Origin of the sequence: Intrasporangium sp., from assembly GCF_051961875.1 — a bacterium.
Lineage (GTDB): Bacteria > Actinomycetota > Actinomycetes > Actinomycetales > Dermatophilaceae > Intrasporangium_A.
Genome location: NZ_JBQCCV010000180.1, coordinates 1 through 20,262, shown reverse-complemented (window position 1 = coordinate 20,262; position 20,262 = coordinate 1). Strand labels below are relative to the sequence as shown.

Genomic DNA, 20,262 nt, shown 5'->3' with positions numbered 1-20,262 from the left:
TAAATTTGGAAATATTAATAAAAATTAAAAAAGATTTTTAACAACCCTTCCCTTTTTTCTCCCTGCGCCCCCCCCCTGTTTGGGGGGCGCCCCCCCTGCTCGGGGCGAGATCTCACTCGTTCGAGGTGGACTACGCCTACTTGGTCGTGGACTTCTTGGCGGTCGACTTGGCCGCCGTCGACTTCGTGGCGGCCGACTTCTTCGTGGCCGCCTTCACCGTGCGCGGTGTCGCCTTCTTGGCCGGCGCCTTCTTCGCGGCCGGCGCCTCCGGGCTGGCGGCCTCGTCAAGGGCGCTGGCGGATCCCTGGAGCTGTTCCTTGAGCTCCTCGGCCTCGTCCTGGACCGCCTCGGCGACGGTCTGGGTCAGGTCGTCATCCGCGTCGACGACGGTGGCCGGGACCTCGCCCGTCGGCGTGGCGATGGCCTCCCCGGTCGGCGCCGGAACGGCCCCGCCGGTCGGCGCCACAGTGGTCTCGCTCGGCGGGGTGGGAACGGCCCTACCGGTCGGCGCGGGAACGGCCTCACTGGTCGGCGGTGTGGCGAGGGCCTCCGCGGCTGCGGCGGCCTCGTCGGTCGCCTGGTCGGCGTGGCTCCTCATCTCCGAGACGACACGCTCACCCCGGTCGGCGGCAGCGTCGTACTGGTCCTTGGCGTTGCTCGCGAGGACGAGGCCCTGGTTCATGACCTGGGCGGGGAGGTCCTGCGCACGGGCCAGGACCTTCTCGGCGAGCTGACCGGCGATCTTCTGCATCTCCGCTGCACGGATCTGCAGGTCGGCGATCCGCTTCTGCAGCTCCCGCTGCAGCTCGGCCGCCTCGTTGCGCGCGCCCTCGCGAAGATCCGCGGCGTTGGCCTGCTTGCGCACCGCCTCGAGCTGCTCGCCCGCGTGCTTGATCGTGTCGACTGCGCGGTTCGCGGCGCCGATGACGGCGTAGAACGGGACCGGGTCGACGTTCGCGTCGGACAGCCGCGCGTCGAGAACCCCCCGGACCTCGGCGACCGTGGCCTCCGCCTGCTTCTGAGCCTGCTTGACCGCGCTGACGAGCTTCTTGCCTAGTGCCATCTCATTCCTCCTTGGTTGTCGCGTCGGACACTCCCCCGCGCGACATGCGCCGACCCTGCGTGGCGGCGCCACGTAGCGTCCGGCTGGTGGTCTGGGGCTCCTCCCCGGCGGCGTGGCCGACGAAGGAGAGATAGAGCTCGACGAGCAGCGCGCGCTGACGCTCGGTGAGGACCGGGTCGGCCGCGATGGCTGAGAGGACGTCCGCCGCGGCCACCGGGTCCGAGACCCGCTCATCGAGGATGCCGGCGCGGACGTAGAGCGACTCCGCGGACACCTGAAGTGCACGCGCGATCTGCTGGAGGATCTCGGCGCTGGGCCTCTTCAGCCCCCGCTCGATCTGCGAGAGGTAGGGGTTGGAGACACCGGCGAGCTCCGCCAGCTGCCGCAGCGACAACTGGGCGTTCTCGCGCTGTTCGCGCAGGTACGCCCCGAGGTCGGGTAGCGGGAGCTTGCTCACGCCACCAGTATGCTAACTGCAGCAAGCAGAATGCAAACTTTGGTTAGCGTGAGGCCAGCCACACGCCTCGGCCGCGCCCCGGCTGTATGCCGCTCATCCGGCCCCCGCTCGCACTGGCACCCGACCGCCGGCCGGGTTCACCGGCTGCGGCGGTCCTTGATCCCGAGCATGGCTCGCGCCTCTGTCGTCGACATCGGCGGGCGCTGCATCAGCGTCGCCACCTCGGCGGCTCGGGCGACCAGCTCACGGTTGTGGCCTACCGGCTGGCCCTTGGCGAACATCAGGTTGTCCTCCATGCCGACGCGGAGGTGGCCGCCGGCAGCCAGGGCCGCGGCGACGATGGGCAGGTGCGACCGGCCGATCCCGGTCGCGGACCAGCTGGTGGTCTCCGGGGGAAGCAGGTCCAGGCCCGCCATGAGCGTCTGCGGCGTGCCGGGCATCGCCCCGGGGACGCCCATGACGAAGTCGACGTGCACCTTGCCGCCATACGGCAGACCGCACTGCTCGATGAGGCGGCGCAAGGCGTGGACGTGGCCGAGCTCGAAGATCTCGAACTCCGGCACGACCTCGCGCTCCTGGGCCTGCCGGTAGAGGTCGACCATGAAGCCCCAGGGGTTGAGGAAGACGCCGTCCCCGAAGTTGGTCGTGCCGCAGGTGAGCGAGCACGAGTCGGGGTCTGCGTCGAGGACCGTGAGCCGGGCCTCGAGCGGGTCCGTCACCGCCCCGCCGGTCGAGAGCTGCACGACAAGGTCGGTCGCCTCCCGGACCGCCGCGACGGCCTCGCGCAGGAAGACGGGGTCGAGGGTCGGCTGGTGCTCCTTGTCGCGCACGTGGATGTGGATGAGCCCGGCGCCGGCGCCCTCACAGGCGACCGCCGTCTCGACCAGCTCCTCGGGTGTCGTGGGGAGGGCCGGGAAGTCGGCCTTGGCGGTCTCGGCGCCCGTGGGCGCGACCGTGATCAGCGTGGCAGCGGTGCTCATGGCGCCATCCTGCCAGTCCGGTTCGCGCAGCGAACCCGGTGTTGATGAGCGAGCGGGACGGCATACCGACGCGTTCGACCTCGAGCGGACCGTTCGCGAAGACCGGGAAGGGGTGCCGACGGGCGATCAGGGGGCGACAATGACCGTCTGGGCCGCGCTGATGCCGTCGACGAGCAGGTCGGCGTGCGGGTCGGTGTTGCGCTTGATGATCGCGAGCGCGATCGGCCCGTCGACGTGGTGACGGCCCACGGAGGTCACGTGACCGACTGCCCGGTCAGCGGCATACACCTCGGCGCCCTCCGCCGGGAGGGTGTGACCGGATCCGTCGAGGTGGAGGAAGACCAGTCGCCGAGGTGGGCGGCCGAGGTTGTGGACGCGGGCGACGGTCTCCTGGCCGCGGTAGCAGCCCTTGTGCAGGTGGACCGCGGTGCGGAGCCAGTCGACCTCGTGGACGATCGTGCGGTGGTCCGTCTCGTGCCCGAGCTGGGGGCGCCACGCGGCGATGCGGAGCGCTTCGAGCGCCCACAGACCGGCTAGGGGCCGATCCTCTGTGGCAGCAAGAAGATTCGCGCGTTGCACGAGGACCTCGCGCCAGTGCCAGTCGGCGCCGGGGTGGCCCTCCTCGGGGCCGTAGGCCACGGTGTCCCCGACGAGGCCGGGCCAGGGATCCCGCCAGGCGAGGGGCTCTCCGGCGGCGGACTCGGCCCCGTGCGGCTCACCGAGCACGGCCCACTGCTCGGTGACGTCGGCGACCTCGACGCGCAGCATGAAGCGCATCTTGTCGAGCCAGTCCGCCAGGGCTGGGCCGGCCCCGGGCTCCGTCGTGATCCACGTCGTCTCGCCGTCGTCGACCAGGTGGAGGGAGTGCTCGACCTTGCCCTTCGGGGTGAGGATCAGCGCCTCGCGCGACTCCCGGGGCGGCAGGCCGAGCAGGTGCTGCGTGGTGAGCGAGTGCAGCCAGCTGAGCCGCTCGGGGCCTGTGACGGTGAGGACGTCGCGGTGCGAGAGGTCGACCACGGCGAGGCCCTCCTCGAGGAGGCGCTGCTCACGCATCGGGTCGCCGTAGTGGACCGCGACCGACGCCGTCGGCCCCTCGCCGGCCACCGCGCCCGGCAGGCCCAGCAGCGGGCTCGGCGCCTTGGGCGCGGCTGCCTCCGTGTCGGGGTTCGTCACGTCGGGGCCAGTCGTCTCGGTCACGGAATCACTCACATTGGTGGAACGAGGGGCGCAAGCGGGTCATTCCACCCGCTTGAGGGTCGCAGAGACGTGGCTCTGCAGTGGCTGGCCGGCGGCCGCCATGTCCATGACCCACATCAGCTGCGACTCGACGAGGCCGTACAACCGGGTCGCTCCCGTGTACTCCTTGGCGTGCGGCGAGCGGACCACGGCGTCGGTGCGCAGCTGGATCTTGGCCGGCTCCATCGTGCCGACGTACATCTCGACGATGCCGGTCGGGTGCACGAGGAGCAGCTCGACCTCACCGTTCTCCTGGGGTCGCCAGAAGCCGGACTCGACCGCGGCCGGGCGGACCTTCTGTCCGCTTTCCGAGTCGAGGATCCAGGCGCGGCTCTCCCACTTGAGGAACCCGCGCCCGTCGTGGGTGACGTCGATCTCCTGCCCGAAGTGGGCGGACTCGATCGTCGGGTAGCCGACGACTCCCGCGCCCTCCCAGTGGCCGAGGAGCCATGCGAGCGGGCGGATGGCCTCGGGAATGTCCACGTCCAGATGGAACATGCGCCGATCGTAGCCGTTCCCCCGGAGGCCCCCCGACCGGTCCTTCGCGCGAGGGCTCAGTCGAAGTAGACGTCCAGCCCGTGCAGCGGGAACACCGCCTGCCGGGTTGCCATCACGGCCCGGTCGACAGCGTCGTTCGGGTCGTAGCCCATGTCCCAGGACCGCCACCAGACCGGGCCGTCCTCGGTCGTGAGGTCCCCCATCCGGGCTGGCCCGGGCCGACCCGACACCTGCTGCACGTAGTCGCGCCATCCCTGGGGCACCGGCGTCGACGGCTTGATCGGCGCGTGCGCTGCGATCGCGGTCAGGTGGGTCCACGTGCGGGGCACGACGTCGACGACCTCGTAGCCGCCTCCGCCGACGGCGACCCACTTGCCGCCGCACACCTCGTGGGCGAGCCGGTGCAGGGCGTCGGCGGCGGACCGCTGGGCGTCGACGCTGATCGCGAAGTGGGCGAGGGGGTCCTCGGCGTGGGTGTCACACCCGTGCTGGGTGACGAGGACGTCCGGCCGGAACGCGCGCACAAGCGGCATGGCCGTGGCGTGCAGCGCGCGCAGCCACCCGGCGTCACCGAGCCCGGGCGGCAGCGAGACGTTGACGGCGGTCCCCGTCGCCTCCACCCCTCCGACGTCAGACGGCCACCCGGTGCCGGGGAAGAGGGCCCGGCCCGTCTCGTGCAGGGAGATCGTCAGGACGCGGGGGTCCTCCCAGAAGATCCGCTCGACCCCGTCGCCGTGGTGCACGTCGACGTCGACATACGCGACCCGCTCCGCGCCGTGCTCGAGCAGCCAGTCGATGCCGAGGGCGATGTCGTTGTAGATGCAGAAGCCGGAGGCCCGGTCGCGCATCGCATGGTGCATCCCACCGCAGAAGTTGACCCCGTGCTCGGCCTCGCCCTCCCAGACCGCCCGGCACACCTCGATCGTCCCGGCCGCGATGCGCGCGCTCGCGTCGTGCATGCCGGAGTAGGCGGGGTCGTCCTCCGTGCCAAGCCCGTATGACGTGTTCGCCGCCTTCGGGTCCTGGGACGCCCGGCGGACCGCCGCGATGTAGGCGGAGTCGTGCACTCGGGCCAGCACGTCGTCGGGTGCCGGCTCGGCCCCCACCACCTCTACTCCCTCGTTGTCGAACACGCCGAGCGCCTCGCAGAGCCGGGCCGTCAGGTCGAGCCGGATCGGGGCCATCGGGTGGGTCGGCCCGAAGTCGTACTTCGTGAAGGAGGGGTCCCAGATGACCCGTGCCTGGGTTGGCATGATGGAGACGCTACCTCTTCACACACCTGCCCACGGAGGACCCCATGGCGCGCAACCGCCTCTTCGACGATGACGTCATGGTCATCGGGCTCGGGCGCTTCGGCTCGGCTGTCGCCCTCGAGCTGACGCGGCTCGGCACCCGTGTCATCGCGGTCGAGCGGGACAACGCGCTCGCGGAGACCTACGTCAACAAGGTCGCAAAGGTCGTCCACGCGGACATGGCACAGGCGAACGCCATCGAGATGGTGAGCAACGCCGGCATCAAGATCGCCATCGTCGGGATCGGCTCGTCGGTCGAGTCGTCGGTCCTCGCGGCGGCCAACCTCGTCGATGCGGGCGTCCCCTCCATCTGGGCCAAGGCCCTGTCGCCGGAGCACAAGCGGATCCTCGACCGCATCGGCGTCCACCACGTCATCTCGCCCGAGGCCGACTCGGGGCGGCGCGTCGCCCACCTCGTCAACGGTCGGCTGCTCGACTACATCCAGTTCGACGACGACTACGCGATCGTCAAGCTCAAGCCCCCGGCCGAGACGATCGGGTTCACGCTCGAGCAGGCCCAGATCCGCAAGAAGTACGGCGTCACCGTCGTCGGCGTCAAGGCACCGGGCGAGGACTTCACGCACGCCGTGCCGAGCACCAAGGTCTCGGCCCACCACGTCCTCGTGGTGAGCGGCCCGATCGAGCTCATCGAGCGGTTCGCCGCCCGGCCCTGAAAAGCCGACCGCCCACCCGCGACCGGGACGCCGGAAGCGAGGTGGGCGGCATACGGTACCTGTAAGAAGTGCGGGTAGGAACCCTTGTCCTCGCCGAGCGGCAGCACCATCGCCGCTTCCTCCTCGCCGTCCTCGGCGCTGCTGACGCGCATCGGGCGACGGAAGTCGGTTGGGCGGAAGCCCATGCCGCTGGCGAAGGCGACGGCGCGGCCATTCTCGGTGCCGACCCAGTAGACGACGTGGGTGTGTCCGGCTTCCTTGGCCTCGGCGGCACCGCGCCGCACGAGCGCGGTCGCCACGCCGGAACCTCGCCGCTCGGGGGTGACCCAGAGACCGAAGATCTCGCCGGCCTGGCCCTCGTCGGTGGTCTTCGCACGGCCCACGCTCACCACGCCGACCGGCTTGCCGTCCTGCTCCGCGACGAGGCGCACGGACCGCTTCATCCGCTCACGCCAGACGGCCTCGTCAAAGGTCGACTCCTCCTCGAAGGTGCCGACGAACGCCTCCGGCGACTCCCGCAGCGCCTCGAGGCGGACGGCTCGGTAGGCCTCCCAGTCGTCTTCCGTCAGGGAACGCACGGTGAGTTCGCTCATGGAGACACCTTGGCATGAACCACCGACCACCGGCGACCGCGGGGCGGCGAACGGTGGGTGACCAATCCCTCAGAGCTTGTACCCGATCGTGCGGAGAAGCTGCCTGCGGTCCGCGATGTCCGCATTTGTCTCGATGCCGAGCGGCGGCTCCCCGTCGATGACGCCGACGATGCCGCGACCGCGGTCGGTGACGGCGACCAGGACGTCGAGCGGGTTCGCCGTCGCGCAGAAGATCCGGCACACCTCGGGCACGTTCTTGACCTGGTTCAAGACGTTGACGGGGAAGCCGTCGCGGAGGAACACGATGAAGCTGTGACCGGCGCCGATGGCGAGGGCGTTGCTCGTCGCGAGCTCCACGAGCTCCGGGTCGTTGCCGGAGTGCCGCACCAGGCGCGCCCCCGACGCCTCGCAGAACGCGAGGCCGAACCTCAGGTGCGGGCTCGTGCCGACCAGCACCTCGTGGAGGTCATCGACGGTCTTGATGAAGTGGCTCTGGCCGAGGATGACGTTGAGGTCGGCGGGCTTGTCGACGGGCACGGTGAGCAGTTCCATGCGCCCACACTTCCTCAGCGGCAGCGACGCTGTCGAGGCACACGAGGGGTATGCCGCCCAGCCGGCTCCCGTTCACCGACCCCCGGGCGCCGGCTGGCTACGATCCCCTAGGCGGAGAGGTCGACGCGCATCTCCAGCTCGTGCAGCTCCGCGTTGCGCGGGTGCGGATGGGTCAGCCCGGTCGGGACGAAGCCGCACCGCTCGTAGAGGGCGATGGCGGGGGCGTTCGAGTGCGCGACCTCGAGCACGACGTGGTCCTTGCCACGCCGGCGGGCCTCGTCGAGGACCGCGCGGACGAGCGCCTCGCCGACCCCGAGTCCCCGGCCCCGGGGCGAGACGTACATCCCGAAGAGGGTGGCGGTGGTGGCCCGTGCGAGCTCCCAATGGGTGCCCAGGCCAGCGCTGCCGAGCACGCCCTGGTCGTCACGCGCCTGCACGAGCCACGCACCCTCGATCTGGTCACGCCAGTCCGCCTCCTCGAAGACGGCTTCGTCGGCATAGGTGAACCAGAAGGCATCGGGCGCGTCCTGGAGCATCTCGAGCCGGATGTCGCGGTGGCTCTCCCAGTCGTCCGGGAGAACGGGATGCAGGTGCAGGCGCTCGGCTGCCATGGGGCAACTCTGGCTCAGACCTGTCCCGATGCCAACTCTCGCGACCGCGCGGCGGCGGCCTCCATCGCGGTGATGAAGGCGGCCCGCACCTTGTGGTCGTCGAGCTGCCTGAGGGCGGCCACCGTGGTGCCACCCGGCGAGGAGACCTCCTCGCGCAGCACGGTCGGGTGCGTCGCCGTCTCACGCAGCATCGTGGCCGCCCCGTAGAGGGTCTGCACCACGAGCTCGGTCGAGGTCCCCCGTGGCAGGCCGAGCACGACGCCGGCCTCGATCATCGCCTCGACGACGTAGAAGATGTAGGCCGGCCCGCTGCCGGAGATGGCCGTCACGGCGTCGAGGTGCCTCTCCTCGAGACGGATCACCTTGCCGCACGACGACAGCATCCGCTCGGCCTCGGCGAGGTGGGCCTCCGTGCAGTGCCTGCCGGGCGCGATCGCCGACATGCCCTGATCGACCCGGGCCGGCGTGTTCGGAATGACCCGGACGACCGACGAGCCGTCGGGCAGCAGCGACTCCAGCCGCTCGGTCGTGATGCCAGCCGCGAGCGACACGACGGTGTTGCCGGGCACGACGTGGTCGCGGATCTCCTCGACCAGGGCGGTCATGTCCTGGGGCTTGACGACGAGGACGAGCGTGTCGGCGGCCCGGGCCGCCTCGACGTTGCCCAGGACGCGGACGCCATACCGCTCCGCGAGGGCCTCGGCCCGCTGCGGGTTGCGCTCGGTGATGATGATGTCGGCTCCGTCGCGTCCCGCGCGGAGCAGGCCGGACAGGAGCGTCTCGCCCATGACCCCCGCACCGAAGATCGCCGTCGTGCCCACGGCTCAGCCCTTCGTCGCGAGACCGCGCAGGAAGAACGCGACGTTGGCCGGCTTCTCGGCCATGCGACGCATGAGGTAGCCGTACCACTCCTCGCCGTAGGGGATGTAGACGCGCATCCGGTCGCCGCGGTCGGCGATGCGCTTCTGCTCCTCGGGCCGGATGCCGAAGAGCATCTGGTACTCGAACGAGCCGGGAGCCCGGCCGGACTGGGCCGCGAGCGCCCCGGCGATCTCGACGAGCCGGGGGTCGTGGCTCGCCACCATCGGGTAGCCCTCGCCCTGCATGAGGACCTTGAGGCACCGGACGTAGGACTTGTCGACCTCGGCGCCGGACTGGTAGGCGACCGACTCCGGCTCCTTGTAGGCGCCCTTGCAGAGCCGGACGCGGGAGCCAGCCGTGGCGAGGTCGCGGCAGTCGGCCTCGGTCCGGTGCAGGTAGGCCTGGAGCACCGCGCCGACGAACGGGAAGTCCTGGCGCAGCTCGCGGAGCGCCTCGAGGGTGCGGTCGGTCGTGGTGTGGTCCTCCATGTCGAGGGTCACCGTCGTCTCGGCTTCCTGGGCGAGCGAGCAGATCTCCCGGGCGTACTCGAGCGCGACCTTGTCACCGTCGCCGGGCAACGCCTGCCCGAGAGCGCTCAGCTTGAGCGAGACCTCGGCCTTGCCCTCCTGGGTCAGGCCCTGTTCGCGCAGCGCCTTGAGGATCGTCACGTAGGCGTCCCGCGTGTGCTTCGCCTGCTCCGCGTCGAGGGTGTCCTCGCCGAGGTAGTCGATCGTCGTGCGACGCCCGGTCGCATCGAGCTCCGCCGCCGCCGACACTGCCTCGTCGGTCGTCGCCCCGGCCACGAACCGCCGCACCACCGAGCGTGACACCGGCGCCTTCTCGATGACGTCCCGCACCCGATCGGACTTCGAGAGCTGTAGGAGTGAGTTGCGCAGCAGGTCGCTGGCGTCCACGGTGACCTCCGTCGATGAAACAGGTGAAGCGGCCAGGCTGCGGCCGCACCGGGCAAATCTACCGCCGAGGATGAGGACCGCCGACACGTGCGACACGGGCGTCCCATGGTGCGGCAGACTCTCGGCATGGCGACGGAGCCCTTCCACCTGCTGACGTTCGACGACTACGGCCACGCGATCGGGCAGGCCGCGACGGTCCTGCGCGCCAACGCCGCGGCCGCCCCTCTGGACGGGCACGTACCGACCTGCCCGGACTGGACCGTGCTCGACCTGGTGAGCCACACCGGGATGGTCCACCGCTGGGCCACCGACCACCTGCGCGGCCGGCGGGGGGTCGACCCGGCCGGCCACGAGACCGAGGGCCGTGAGGCGGGTGACCTGCTCGGCTGGTTCGACACGGGTGCCACGGCGCTGCTCCAGGCCCTCGTCGACGCGCCGGAGGACCTGGACGCACGGGTCTTCCTGGCCGATGCACCGCCGGCGCGCGTCTTCTGGGCCAGGCGGCAGGCGCACGAGACCACGATCCACGCGGTCGACGCACTGGGCGCCCGGCTCGGCCGTCCCCCTGCCCACGAGGAGACGTGGGTCCGCAACCCGTTCGCCCTCGACGGGATCGACGAGCTGTTGATGGGGTTCGTCCCCCGTCCGGGCCGGCAGGCGGTGCACGCGCCGACCCCGGCGACGCTGCTGGTCCGCCCCGACGCCTCCGCCGTCGCCTGGCACGTGACCCTGTCCCCGGACGAGCCGGCGACGACTCGACGGGTCGATGTGTTGACCGACTCGCTTCCCACCGCCGACCACGTGGTGACCGGGCCTCCCGTCGAGGTGTACCTCTCGCTCTGGAACCGCACCGTTGGGGCGAGTCCGCAGGAGGTGTGGTGGCGCGAGGTCATGACGGTGACCTGGGGCTGACGATCAGAGGAGACGGTATGCCGCTCAGCGGGTTCGGCCGGACCGTGCAGTCCGCGATCTACCGGGCGGGCGCCCTCGGGCACCGACCTCGGGTTCCGACCGACGGGACGCGACTCGAGGGTGCGGCGGAACGGGCGATGTCCCGTCGGGCCTTCGCCTACGTCGCGGGGTCCGCGGGGTCGGAGTCGGCGGCGCGGGCGAACCGGGCCGCGTTCGACTGCTGGGAGGTGCTGCCGCGCATGCTCCGCGACGCGAGCGAGCGCGATGCGGGGGTACAGCTGTTCGCGCGGCGCCACACGAGCCCCCTCCTGGTCGCCCCGATCGGTGCCCTCTCCGCGGTGCATCCCGATGCCGACCTCGCCGCCGCCCGGGGAGCGAGGGACCAGGACGTGACCATGGTGCTCAGCAGCCAGGCGTCTGTGCCGATGGAGGACGTCGCCCGGCAGCTGGCTGGCTCGGGCCACTGGTTCCAGCTCTACTGGAGCAGCGACGACGACCTCGTCGCGAGCCTCGTCTCCCGGGCCGAGGCCTGTGGCAGTGAGGCGATCGTCGTCACCCTGGACACGGTCCATCTGGGTTGGCGGCCCCGGGACCTCGACCTGGGCCATCTGCCGTTCGCCCGCGGCGAGGGCATCGCGCAGTACACGTCCGACCCGGTCTTCCGACGCCTCGTCGCCGAGCGCCTCCGCACGGGTGCCGCCGCCCCGTCCTCCCCCTCCCCCGCCTCCCCCTCTCTCCCGTCGACCGGTCACAAAGTGGCGGTCGACCGGTCACAAACTCCGGGACGAGAGGGCACGACACCGGCCTCGACGGAGGCTGGAGCGCAGGAGCCTCGGCCGACCCCTCGCGCGCTCGGCACACTCCTGTCGATCAGCCGGCACTACCCGGGCTCGACTCGCGAGAATCTGCGCGCACCGGAACCCCGGGCCGCGGTCGAGACCTTCCTCGACGTGTTCTCCCGACCCAACCTGTCCTGGGCCGACCTGCCTCGGCTGCGTGAGCTGACCAAGCTGCCGATCGTGCTCAAGGGCGTCCTGCGGGCCGACGACGCCCGCCGGGCGCTCGACGAGGGAGTCGACGGCATCTGGGTCTCCAACCACGGGGGTCGCCAGGTCGACCGGTCCGTCGCGGCGCTCGATGCTCTCGTCGACGTGGTCACCGTCGTGCGCGACCACGCCCCCGATGTGCCGGTCGTTTTCGACAGCGGCGTGCGGACCGGTGCCGATGCCATCGTGGCCCTGGCGCTGGGCGCGTCAGCGGTCGCAGTCGGGCGGCCGCATGTGTACGGTCTCGCCCTCGCCGGAGACGCTGGGGTGTCCGAAGTGCTGCGCAACATCCGGGCGGAGCTCGACCTGACGATGGCGCTCACGGGCTGCCGGACCATCGCCGACATCACCCCGGACCTCGTCCGCCCCCGCCGGGGCTACTGACCCCTCCGCCCCAACCGCCCCACGGCGAAGTTAAGGGGGCCTACCGCCAGCCAGCGCCGCCCCAACCGCGCCACGGCGAAGTTAAGCCCGGGCGAAGGCCTCGTGCAGGCCCTTGACCTCGGCCTCGAGCTCCGCCACCGGTCCCTCCACGACCGCGTCCGGCACAACCTGCTGGATCGACAGGGCGGCCACGGGCGACGGCCCGAAACCCCATGCGGTCCGCCACTCGCCCAGCTGGGCCGAGCTCACGGCATACACGATCCGGCCGAGCCCGACCCAGCCGTGAGCGGCGGCGCACATCGGGCAGTGCTCACCCGAGGTGTACACGGTCGCCGCGGCCCGCTCCTCGGGACTCAGGTGCCAGCCGGCCCACCGTGCGATCGCGAGCTCTGGGTGGTGGGTGTGGTCCCGCTCGACCACGTGGTTGTGGTCCTCGAAGAGCTCGCGCCCCGCGCCAGAGACGAGCACCGACCCGAACGGCTCGTCACCGCGCTCCAGCGCGAGCCGAGCCAGCTCGACCGCGCGCCGCAGATGTCCCAAGTCCGTCTCCGTGATCGTCACGCCACCCTCCCTGTCACGAGCGCGAACGTGATGAACGCGCCTCCGTCCTGCTCGAGCATCTGCTGGGTCGGCGAGGTCATCCGGCCCTTGAGCTCCATGACCGCCCGCTCCCAGAGGAGCCAGTTCGCGGAGCCGTCGGGCTGGGTCCGCGCGGTCACCTCGCGGAACGCGCGGCTGAACTCCCACTGGCTGCGGAGCCAGTCCACCGTGTGCCAGCCGGCCGTCTCCGCGCCGACCACCTTGTCGATGTGCTCGGGGATCTCGCCGAGCTCGCGCACCTCGCTGGTCAGGGCCGGCGTGGCGACGCCGAGCTGCCCGCCGGACCGGAGGTAGGCGGCGATGTAGGGCGGGTAGTGGTCGCCCGTGCCGAAGTACTCCCAGGCGTCGATGCTGACGATCGCGTCGAACGACTGCCGCCCGAAGGGCAGGCGATGGGCGTCCACCCGCATCGGCAGGACGCGGTCGTCGACGCCGGCCTCGCGGAACACCTGCCCCGCCTCGGTGGGGTCGACCCAGAGGTCGGCCGCGACGACCCGCACGCCGAACTCCTTGGCGAGGAACACCGAGGTCGCCCCCAGGCCGGAGCCGAGGTCGAGGACGCGCATCTCCGGGCGCAGGTCGAGGTCCTGCGCCAGGTCCTCGAGCAGCCAGAGCGGGTGCGGTCCCATGTCGAGGTCGACGAGCCACTTGGCGTCGTAGGCCGCCGACCGCGGGAACTCGGCCTTGCTCAGGTGGTCGAGGGCTGGCATGCCCTGATCCTCGCGGACTTCCGCTCGCGGGTCGAGTGGGTTGGTGGCGCCGCTCCCACCCAGCTCGTATGCCGCTCAGCCGACGCGCCCTGGCCCGCTCGGCGGCATACGGGGCGGGGTGGGCGAAAGCGCCTCGAGAACCGCGCGTTCTGCTGTCGGCGTAACGACGAACCCGCATGCGTGTCTCGGCCGTTCCAAGGGAACAGGATCGACAGAGGTCGCGTTTGGTGGAGTGAGCCGCACACGTGGCGGCACAGATAGCATCGAGATTGTCTCGATCAGTCAGGAGCAAAGCATGTTTGAACGGTTCACCGACCGGGCCCGGAGGGTGGTCGTGCTGGCGCAGGAAGAGGCGCGCCTGCTCAACCACAACTACATCGGGACCGAGCACATCCTCCTGGGTCTGATCCACGAAGGCGAAGGCGTCGCCGCGAAGGCACTCGAGTCCCTCGACATCAGCCTCGAGGGGGTTCGGGCACAGGTCCAGGAGATCATCGGCCAGGGGCAGCAGGCCCCGACCGGACACATCCCCTTCACACCGCGGGCCAAGAAGGTCCTCGAGTACTCCCTGCGTGAGGCACTGCAGCTCGGCCACAGCTACATCGGGACCGAGCACATCCTGCTCGGCCTGATCCGCGAGGGCGAGGGCGTCGCCGCCCAGGTCCTCGTCAAGCTGGGCGCGGAGCTGAACAAGGTGCGCCAGCAGGTCATCCAGCTCCTGTCGGGCTACCAGGGCACCGGCTCGGGCGAGAAGGCCGGTGCCGGCGTCGGCCAGGCGACGGGCGAGGGCACCCCTGCCGGGTCGCTCGTGCTCGACCAGTTCGGCAGAAATCTCACGCAGGCCGCACGCGAGGGCAAGCTCGACCCGGTGATCGGCCGTGAGAAAGAGATCGAGCGGGTCATGCAGGTGCTGTCCCGCCGCACCAAGAACAACCCCGTCCTCATCGGCGAGCCCGGCGTCGGCAAGACCGCCGTCGTCGAGGGACTGGCCCAGGACATCGTCAAGGGCGAGGTGCCCGAGACGCTGAAGGACAAGCAGCTCTACACCCTCGACCTGGGGTCGCTGGTGGCCGGCTCCCGCTACCGCGGTGACTTCGAGGAGCGCCTGAAGAAGGTCCTCAAGGAGATCCGCACCCGCGGCGACATCATCATCTTCATCGACGAGATCCACACGCTCGTCGGTGCGGGTGCGGCCGAGGGCGCCATCGACGCCGCGTCGATCCTCAAGCCGATGCTCGCCCGTGGCGAGCTGCAGACGATCGGTGCGACGACCCTCGACGAGTACCGCAAGCACATCGAGAAGGACTCGGCGCTCGAGCGGCGCTTCCAGCCCATCCAGGTCCAGGAGCCGACGCTGCCGCATGCGATCGAGATCCTCAAGGGCCTGCGTGACCGCTACGAGGCGCACCACCGCGTCACGATCACCGACGGGGCGCTCGTCGCGGCGGCCAACATGGCCGACCGCTACGTCAACGACCGCTACCTGCCGGACAAGGCGATCGACCTCATCGACGAGGCGGGCGCGCGGCTGCGCATCCGACGGATGACGGCGCCGCCGGACCTGCGCGAGTTCGATGAGAAGATCGCCGCGCTCGTGCGCGAGAAGGAGTCGGCGATCGACGGGCAGGACTTCGAGCGCGCCGCGCGGGTGCGCGACGAGGAGAAGAAGCTGCGCGCCGAGAAGGCGTCCCGTGAGGCCCAGTGGAAGACGGGTGACATGGACGTCGTCGCCGAGGTCGACGAGGAGCTGATCGCGGAGGTCCTCGCGGCGAGCACCGGCATCCCCGTCTTCAAGCTGACCGAGGAGGAGTCGTCGCGGCTGCTCCACATGGAGGACGAGCTGCACAAGCGGATCGTCGGCATGAACGAGGCGGTCGGGGCCCTCTCGCAGGCGATCCGCCGCACGCGCGCCGGCCTCAAGGACCCGCACCGCCCGGGTGGGTCGTTCATCTTCGCCGGCCCGACCGGTGTCGGCAAGACCGAGCTCGCCAAGACGCTCGCCGAGTTCCTCTTCGGCAGCGAGGACGCGCTCATCCAGCTCGACATGTCCGAGTACTCCGAGAAGCACACCGTCTCGCGGCTGTTCGGTAGCCCGCCCGGCTACGTCGGCTACGAGGAGGGTGGCCAGCTGACGGAGAAGGTCCGCCGCAAGCCGTTCTCGGTCGTCCTCTTCGACGAGGTCGAGAAGGCCCACCCGGAGATCTTCAACTCGCTGCTGCAGGTTCTCGAGGACGGCCGCCTGACCGACTCGCAGGGTCGGATGGTCGACTTCAAGAACACGGTCATCATCATGACGACCAACCTCGGCACGCGTGATGCCTCCAAGGCGTCGATGGGCTTCTCCGCCGGGCCGGACACACTCTCGGACTACGAGCGGATGAAGGCGAAGGTGACGGACGAGCTCAAGCAGCACTTCCGGCCGGAGTTCCTCAACCGCGTCGACGACATCATCGTGTTCCCGCACCTCACCAAGGACGAGATCACGCAGATCGTCGACCTCGAGATCGCCAAGCTCGACAAGCGGCTCAAGGACAAGGACATGGGCATCGAGCTCACGCCCGCGGCCAAGGACCTGCTCGCCAAGAAGGGCTACGACCCCGTGCTGGGTGCCCGGCCGCTGCGCCGGACGATCCAGCGCGAGATCGAGGACGCCCTGTCCGAGAAGATCCTCTACGCCGAGTTCACCTCCGGACAGCACGTGCTCGTCGACACCGACGGCGAGGGCAAGGACGAGAAGTTCACCTTCTCGCCCGAGGCGAGGCCGGCTCACCGGCCCGCCGACGACCTGGCCGAGCTCGGCGACGCGGCGCTCGACGAGGCCCTGGCCGGGCTCACGGAGTCGACGCCGGACGCGACCCACGACACCACCGGCGGGGCCGGCACGGAGCGGGTGCCGCGGACCGGGCGCGACTCGGCCTGAGCCGACCACCCCGGGGCACCCGACGGGGGCCGAGGACATCCGCCCTCGGCCCCCTTCGCCGTCCTCGGCACCTGCGCCGTCCGGGCCGCGTCGAGCGACTGGGCCGCCGTCTGTCGAGCAGCCGCGCCGCGTCAGAGCGTGCGGAGCATCCTCGTGTTGCCGAGGGTGTTCGGCTTGACGCGCTCGAGGTCGAGGAACTCCGCCACGCCCTCGTCATAGGAACGGAGCAGCTCGGCGTAGACGTCCGCAGTCACGGCCTGCCCCTCGATCGGCTCGAAGCCGTGCCGGGTGAAGAAGCGCGTCTCGAAGGTGAGGCAGAACAGCCGCCGCACCCCGAGCTCACGTGCGTCCTCGACGAGCGCCTCGAGGATCCGGCCGCCCAGGCCCGACCCGAGCTGGCTCTCGGCGACCGCGAGGGTGCGGATCTCGGCGAGGTCCTCCCACATCACGTGCAGCGCCCCACAGCCGACGATCGCGCCGTCGTCGTCCGCGACCCGGAACTCCTGCACCCCCTCGTAGTACGTCACCGCGTCCTTGGCGACGAGCACGCGCTTCTCGGCGAGCGGTGCGACGAGCCTGCGGATGCCCCGGATGTCGCCCGTGCGGGCGCGGCGGATCACGGGACCCGCGCTCACGAGAGGTTCCCGTCCTTGAAGTCCGCGAAGAGATGCCGGGCCTGCGAGCCGAGGACGACGATCGACTGACCGCTCGCCCAGCCGAAGGCACCTTGGGCGACGCCGCGGCCGGCCTTCCTCGGGTCGACCTTGTAGAACCGGGCGACGAACGTGAGCATCTGCTCGGCGTCGAGGTCGGTCTTGGCGTACTTGCTCACCGTCGTCATGGCGCTGGGGATGGCGGCGGGCCCGGCGAGCTTGGCCTTGACGGCGGCGGCCAGCATCAGCTCGCCCTGGTGGCGGGACCTGCCGAAGTCCCCGTCCGGCAGGGTCTTGCGTTCGCGGGCGTAGGCGAGAGCCTGCGCGCCGGTCAGCGTCTGCGGTCCCTTCTTGATGACCATCTTCGCGTGGGAGGCGTTGACCGCCTTGGGGATGACGATGGGAATGCCGCCCTGCTCGTCGACGACCTTCTTGAACCCGGTGAACCCGATCAGGACATACCCCTCGATGGGCAGCCCGGTCGCGGAGCGCACCGTCTTCAGCTGCGCCTCCGCACCGCCAAGGGCCATGGCGGCGTTGATCTTGCCCTTGCCACCGGTGCTGAGCGGCACCCAGAGGTCGCGGGCCATGCCCATGACCCCCGCTCCGCCGTTGCCGTCCGTGCCCACGACCTGGATCGTGTCGGCGCGGGTCCGGTCGAGCTGCTGCCCGGGCCGCGCGTCCGAACCGAGGGCGACGACCCAGCGGGGACCGGACCCGAGGGACGGCTCCTTGACGCTGAGCGAGGGCCACCAGCCACCGACGACCCGCCACTTGGCCGAGGGCGCGGCGACCGCGAGGGTCACGTCGTCGCCGACGGTGACGACCGCGACCCGGGCTCCCTTCCAGGTGCCGGTGGTCGCCGTGCCGGTGACCGGCACGTTCGCCGGTTTGCGCCCCTTGAGGGCGGCCCCGGCTGTCTTGGAGGCACCGCTGCCGAGGTCCTCACCCGAGTAGATGCGCCGCACGAGGGCCGCAAGCTCGGCCGGGGCACCTTCGATCGGCGAGCCCGCCGTCGTCGAGGGGCCGGACGAGCCGGAGGACGCAGCGCTGCTCGTGGCGGGCGTCGCCGGAGACCCCGACGTGCAGGCGGTGAGGAGCGCGAGCGCCGCGGTTCCGGCGATGAGTCGGCCGAGGGGGCGCGGCAAGGAATTCACGGGGGCCACGCTAGATGAGAGCCGCACGATCCGCCGAACCGGCGAGATCAGAGCCCTAGCCGCGCCGCGACGCCGCATAGATACGACGCACGACGTCCTCGATGTCCGGCTCCTCGATCGCGAGGTCACGCACCTGGGCGCGCGCGGACACCTCCCCGAGGACCGCCGCCGCGGTCGTCGCGCTCGCGTCGAACGCGAGTCGCTGGCGCAGGCCGTCCCCTTCAGCTCCCAGCAACGAGGTATGGGGTATGCCGCTTAGCTCGTCGGCCGGTTCCGCCAGGTCGATCACGAGCACCCGCCGCGCACCGACGGTGCCGGCGAGACCGGCGAGGGTGCCGTCGAAGGCGAGACGGCCCTGGTCGACGACGAGGACGCGGTTGCAGAGCCGCTCGATGTCACCCATGTCGTGGGTCGTGAGCAGCAGGGTGGTGCCGCGCTGGCGCCGCTCCTCGAGGAGGAACTCCCGGAGCCGTTGCTTCGACAGGACGTCGAGACCGATCGTGGGCTCGTCGAGGATGAGCAGCTCGGGCGCGTGGAGCAGGGCGGCCGCGATCTCGGCCCGCATGCGCTGGCCGAGGGAGAGGGACCTGACGGGCGTGGGCAGCTGGGGCCCCATCTCGAGCTGCTCCACGAGCAGGTCGGTCCGCTGCCGAGCGGTGACCGGGTCGAGCCGGTGGATCGCGGCGAGGATCGTGAAGGACTCGTGCAGGGGAAGGTCCCACCACAGCTGGGAGCGCTGCCCGAAGACGACGCCGATGCGGCGCGCCACCTCCACACGCTGACGCATCGGGTCCATCCCGCAGGTGCGGACTCGTCCCGAGGTCGCCTGGAGGATGCCCGTCAGCATCTTGATCGTCGTCGACTTGCCGGCGCCGTTCGCGCCGATGTAGCCGACCGACTCACCGGCCTCGATCCTGAAGGTCATGTGGTCGACCGCCCGCGTCCGCTTGAAGTCCCGGACGAGGTCGACCGCCTCGACGATGGGTCCGGAGGGAGCGCTGCCCAGCGCAGTGTTCATCCGCCTGCTCCTTGGTAGTGACGTGTCCCGGCTCGCCAGCACCCGACTGCGGCGGCCCAGGCGACGAGTGCCGCGAGCGGCGAGCACCAGGCCAGCCACGCCGGCCCGAGCCGGTCGCCCGGCAGGTCGAGGATCGCCAGAGTCGGCAGGTAGGCGACGAACGCGGTCGGGATGACGAAGGTCCAGAGGATCCGCAGCGGGTCGGGGAAGACGCGCTGACTCTGCTGGGCGGCATAGGAGCCGCCGTAGGTCATGCTGTTCGTGAACTCGGCGCCGTCGACGAAGAAGAACTGCAGCCCACCCGCAGCCGTGAACAGCGCGGAGAAGATGGCGGTGCCGCTGACGATGGTGAGCACGATGAGGGCGACCGTCGCCGCGGACCAGCGCACGTCGGCTGACGAGAGCGCGACGGCGAGGGCCACGACCGCCACGGTGAGCCGGCCGACTCGACGCAGCGAGATGTCGCTGGTCATGAACTGGGTCAGCAGCGGCAGCGGGCGGACGTAGAACGCATCGACCTGCCCCATCCGGATGTAGGTCGGCAGCGTGTCGAGATGCCCGACGATCATGTCCGCGAGCGAGAAGGCGATGTTCGACAGGGCGAAGACGAGCAGGGCAGCCGTGAAGTCGAGGCCACCGAGGATCTTGACGTTGTGGAAGATGATCCACACCTCGGCGAGCTCGGTGAGCCCCACGCCGATGGTGCCGAGGATGTCGGTGACGAACGACGTGCGGTACTGCAGCTGGGACCGTGCCCGCGCCATGAGGATGACGCGGTACGGCCGGAACCGGTCGGCGAGCGACCGCCGGACGGAGCGTCGGGACGAGGGGCGAGCCCAGAGCCGGTCAGCCACCCTGCACCTCCAGGTGCCGGCGGCCGGCCTGCAGCACGGCCTGCCCCACGCCGAGCAGCACGACCGCCCATACGACCTGGTTGACGAGGGCGAGCCCGACGTCGGCGCCGACCACGCGTCCGCTGAGGATGTCGAGCGGGTGCTGGAGCATGGCCGGCCACGGGGACCAGTCGGCGATCGTCTGCAGCCACCCCGGGAACCACGGCACCGGCAGGTAGAGGCCGCAGAACAGTCCGGAGACGATCATCCAGACGAGCTGGATCCCGCGGACCTCGAT

20 protein-coding genes and 2 pseudogenes are annotated in these 20,262 nt (G+C 70.7%); 4 read left to right on the top strand and 18 right to left on the bottom strand.

Annotation, left to right across the window (positions count from 1 at the left end; all coding sequences use genetic code 11):
* Positions 1-136: 136 nt before the first annotated feature.
* The 6 genes from ACTHJJ_RS10735 to ACTHJJ_RS10710 form a co-directional block, all read right to left on the bottom strand.
* Positions 137-1,063 carry a hypothetical protein gene (locus tag ACTHJJ_RS10735; protein ID WP_440302932.1) on the bottom strand — a complete coding sequence of 309 codons (927 nt, stop codon included), beginning with the start codon at positions 1,061-1,063 and terminating at the stop codon, positions 137-139.
* A gap of 1 nt (position 1,064) precedes the next feature.
* Complete coding sequence (locus tag ACTHJJ_RS10730; RefSeq protein WP_440302931.1) at positions 1,065-1,520, bottom strand: helix-turn-helix domain-containing protein; 456 nt, start codon at positions 1,518-1,520, stop codon at positions 1,065-1,067.
* A 137-nt stretch (positions 1,521-1,657) separates the two neighbouring features.
* Positions 1,658-2,500: a 3-keto-5-aminohexanoate cleavage protein gene (locus ACTHJJ_RS10725; RefSeq protein WP_440302930.1), complete on the bottom strand. Its 843-nt coding sequence runs from the start codon at positions 2,498-2,500 to the stop codon at positions 1,658-1,660.
* A 126-nt stretch (positions 2,501-2,626) separates the two neighbouring features.
* Positions 2,627-3,673 (bottom strand): CAF17-like 4Fe-4S cluster assembly/insertion protein YgfZ, encoded by a 1,047-nt coding sequence (gene ygfZ, locus ACTHJJ_RS10720; RefSeq protein ID WP_440302933.1) that lies wholly within the window; start codon positions 3,671-3,673, stop codon positions 2,627-2,629.
* A 63-nt stretch (positions 3,674-3,736) separates the two neighbouring features.
* Positions 3,737-4,234 carry an FABP family protein gene (locus ACTHJJ_RS10715; RefSeq protein ID WP_440302929.1) on the bottom strand — a complete coding sequence of 166 codons (498 nt, stop codon included), beginning with the start codon at positions 4,232-4,234 and terminating at the stop codon, positions 3,737-3,739.
* Between the two features lie 56 nt (positions 4,235-4,290).
* Complete coding sequence (locus ACTHJJ_RS10710) at positions 4,291-5,487, bottom strand: acetoin utilization protein AcuC (protein WP_440302928.1); 1,197 nt, start codon at positions 5,485-5,487, stop codon at positions 4,291-4,293.
* 44 nt (positions 5,488-5,531) lie between these two features.
* On the opposite strand from ACTHJJ_RS10710, the gene ACTHJJ_RS10705 reads away from it, so the two are divergent.
* Positions 5,532-6,200 carry a potassium channel family protein gene (locus tag ACTHJJ_RS10705; RefSeq protein WP_440302927.1) on the top strand — a complete coding sequence of 223 codons (669 nt, stop codon included), beginning with the start codon at positions 5,532-5,534 and terminating at the stop codon, positions 6,198-6,200.
* A gap of 176 nt (positions 6,201-6,376) precedes the next feature.
* On the opposite strand, the pseudogene ACTHJJ_RS10700 reads toward ACTHJJ_RS10705, so the two are convergent.
* The 5 genes and pseudogenes from ACTHJJ_RS10700 to ACTHJJ_RS10680 form a co-directional block, all read right to left on the bottom strand.
* Positions 6,377-6,793 (bottom strand): annotated as a pseudogene (locus ACTHJJ_RS10700) (N-acetyltransferase family protein); the annotation flags it as partial.
* Between the two features lie 69 nt (positions 6,794-6,862).
* Positions 6,863-7,345 carry an adenosine-specific kinase gene (locus ACTHJJ_RS10695; RefSeq protein ID WP_440302926.1) on the bottom strand — a complete coding sequence of 161 codons (483 nt, stop codon included), beginning with the start codon at positions 7,343-7,345 and terminating at the stop codon, positions 6,863-6,865.
* A 107-nt stretch (positions 7,346-7,452) separates the two neighbouring features.
* Entirely contained in the window at positions 7,453-7,956 is a 504-nt protein-coding gene (locus ACTHJJ_RS10690) for a GNAT family N-acetyltransferase (RefSeq protein ID WP_440302925.1), read from the bottom strand.
* Positions 7,957-7,970: 14 nt separating this feature from the next.
* Positions 7,971-8,777, bottom strand: coding sequence for a pyrroline-5-carboxylate reductase (proC, locus tag ACTHJJ_RS10685; protein ID WP_440302924.1), 807 nt, complete (start codon positions 8,775-8,777; stop codon positions 7,971-7,973).
* A gap of 3 nt (positions 8,778-8,780) precedes the next feature.
* Entirely contained in the window at positions 8,781-9,731 is a 951-nt protein-coding gene (locus ACTHJJ_RS10680; protein ID WP_440302923.1) for a proline dehydrogenase family protein, read from the bottom strand.
* 126 nt (positions 9,732-9,857) lie between these two features.
* On the opposite strand from ACTHJJ_RS10680, the gene ACTHJJ_RS10675 reads away from it, so the two are divergent.
* The gene (locus ACTHJJ_RS10675) at positions 9,858-10,643 is read left to right on the top strand and encodes a maleylpyruvate isomerase N-terminal domain-containing protein (protein WP_440302922.1); all 786 of its coding nucleotides are present in this window, start codon (positions 9,858-9,860) and stop codon (positions 10,641-10,643) included.
* 17 nt (positions 10,644-10,660) lie between these two features.
* The gene (locus tag ACTHJJ_RS10670; RefSeq protein ID WP_440302921.1) at positions 10,661-12,073 is read left to right on the top strand and encodes an alpha-hydroxy-acid oxidizing protein; all 1,413 of its coding nucleotides are present in this window, start codon (positions 10,661-10,663) and stop codon (positions 12,071-12,073) included.
* Positions 12,074-12,154: 81 nt separating this feature from the next.
* Here ACTHJJ_RS10670 and ACTHJJ_RS10665 read toward each other — a convergent pair whose 3' ends face one another.
* Together ACTHJJ_RS10665 and ACTHJJ_RS10660 are read right to left on the bottom strand one after the other, a co-directional pair.
* Positions 12,155-12,634: a nucleoside deaminase gene (locus tag ACTHJJ_RS10665; protein WP_440302920.1), complete on the bottom strand. Its 480-nt coding sequence runs from the start codon at positions 12,632-12,634 to the stop codon at positions 12,155-12,157.
* Complete coding sequence (locus ACTHJJ_RS10660) at positions 12,631-13,383, bottom strand: SAM-dependent methyltransferase (RefSeq protein ID WP_440302919.1); 753 nt, start codon at positions 13,381-13,383, stop codon at positions 12,631-12,633. The genes ACTHJJ_RS10665 and ACTHJJ_RS10660 overlap by 4 nt, the downstream gene beginning before the upstream one ends.
* A 295-nt stretch (positions 13,384-13,678) precedes the next feature.
* On the opposite strand from ACTHJJ_RS10660, the gene ACTHJJ_RS10655 reads away from it, so the two are divergent.
* The gene (locus tag ACTHJJ_RS10655) at positions 13,679-16,303 is read left to right on the top strand and encodes an ATP-dependent Clp protease ATP-binding subunit (RefSeq protein WP_440302918.1); all 2,625 of its coding nucleotides are present in this window, start codon (positions 13,679-13,681) and stop codon (positions 16,301-16,303) included.
* A gap of 131 nt (positions 16,304-16,434) precedes the next feature.
* Here the strand turns inward: ACTHJJ_RS10655 and ACTHJJ_RS10650 are convergent, their stop codons facing one another.
* The 5 genes and pseudogenes from ACTHJJ_RS10650 to ACTHJJ_RS10630 all read right to left on the bottom strand — a co-directional run.
* Positions 16,435-16,938 carry an amino-acid N-acetyltransferase gene (locus ACTHJJ_RS10650; protein ID WP_440302917.1) on the bottom strand — a complete coding sequence of 168 codons (504 nt, stop codon included), beginning with the start codon at positions 16,936-16,938 and terminating at the stop codon, positions 16,435-16,437.
* Entirely contained in the window at positions 16,935-18,113 is a 1,179-nt protein-coding gene (locus tag ACTHJJ_RS10645) for an LCP family protein (protein WP_440302916.1), read from the bottom strand. The genes ACTHJJ_RS10650 and ACTHJJ_RS10645 overlap by 4 nt, the downstream gene beginning before the upstream one ends.
* A gap of 55 nt (positions 18,114-18,168) precedes the next feature.
* A complete protein-coding gene (locus ACTHJJ_RS10640) occupies positions 18,169-19,131 on the bottom strand; it encodes an ABC transporter ATP-binding protein (RefSeq protein WP_440302915.1) in 963 nt (320 codons plus the stop codon).
* The gene (locus ACTHJJ_RS10635) at positions 19,128-19,985 is read right to left on the bottom strand and encodes an ABC transporter permease (RefSeq protein WP_440302914.1); all 858 of its coding nucleotides are present in this window, start codon (positions 19,983-19,985) and stop codon (positions 19,128-19,130) included. The genes ACTHJJ_RS10640 and ACTHJJ_RS10635 overlap by 4 nt, the downstream gene beginning before the upstream one ends.
* Positions 19,978-20,262, bottom strand: a pseudogene (locus ACTHJJ_RS10630) (ABC transporter permease); the annotation flags it as partial. The gene ACTHJJ_RS10635 and the pseudogene ACTHJJ_RS10630, both read right to left, overlap by 8 nt.

Bases quoted from the DNA above. Each gene is read 5' to 3' on its own strand.
- ACTHJJ_RS10660 (WP_440302919.1), bottom strand. From the start codon at position 13,383: ATGCCAGCCCTCGACCACCTGAGCAAGGCCGAGTTCCCGCGGTCGGCG.
- ACTHJJ_RS10735 (WP_440302932.1), bottom strand. From the start codon at position 1,063: ATGGCACTAGGCAAGAAGCTCGTCAGCGCGGTCAAGCAGGCTCAGAAG.
- ACTHJJ_RS10710 (WP_440302928.1), bottom strand. From the start codon at position 5,487: ATGCCAACCCAGGCACGGGTCATCTGGGACCCCTCCTTCACGAAGTAC.
- ACTHJJ_RS10675 (WP_440302922.1), top strand. From the start codon at position 9,858: ATGGCGACGGAGCCCTTCCACCTGCTGACGTTCGACGACTACGGCCAC.
- ACTHJJ_RS10655 (WP_440302918.1), top strand. From the start codon at position 13,679: ATGTTTGAACGGTTCACCGACCGGGCCCGGAGGGTGGTCGTGCTGGCG.
- ACTHJJ_RS10695 (WP_440302926.1), bottom strand. From the start codon at position 7,345: ATGGAACTGCTCACCGTGCCCGTCGACAAGCCCGCCGACCTCAACGTC.
- ACTHJJ_RS10640 (WP_440302915.1), bottom strand. From the start codon at position 19,131: ATGAACACTGCGCTGGGCAGCGCTCCCTCCGGACCCATCGTCGAGGCG.
- ACTHJJ_RS10705 (WP_440302927.1), top strand. From the start codon at position 5,532: ATGGCGCGCAACCGCCTCTTCGACGATGACGTCATGGTCATCGGGCTC.
- ACTHJJ_RS10725 (WP_440302930.1), bottom strand. From the start codon at position 2,500: ATGAGCACCGCTGCCACGCTGATCACGGTCGCGCCCACGGGCGCCGAG.
- ACTHJJ_RS10690 (WP_440302925.1), bottom strand. From the start codon at position 7,956: ATGGCAGCCGAGCGCCTGCACCTGCATCCCGTTCTCCCGGACGACTGG.
- ACTHJJ_RS10715 (WP_440302929.1), bottom strand. From the start codon at position 4,234: ATGTTCCATCTGGACGTGGACATTCCCGAGGCCATCCGCCCGCTCGCA.
- ACTHJJ_RS10670 (WP_440302921.1), top strand. From the start codon at position 10,661: ATGCCGCTCAGCGGGTTCGGCCGGACCGTGCAGTCCGCGATCTACCGG.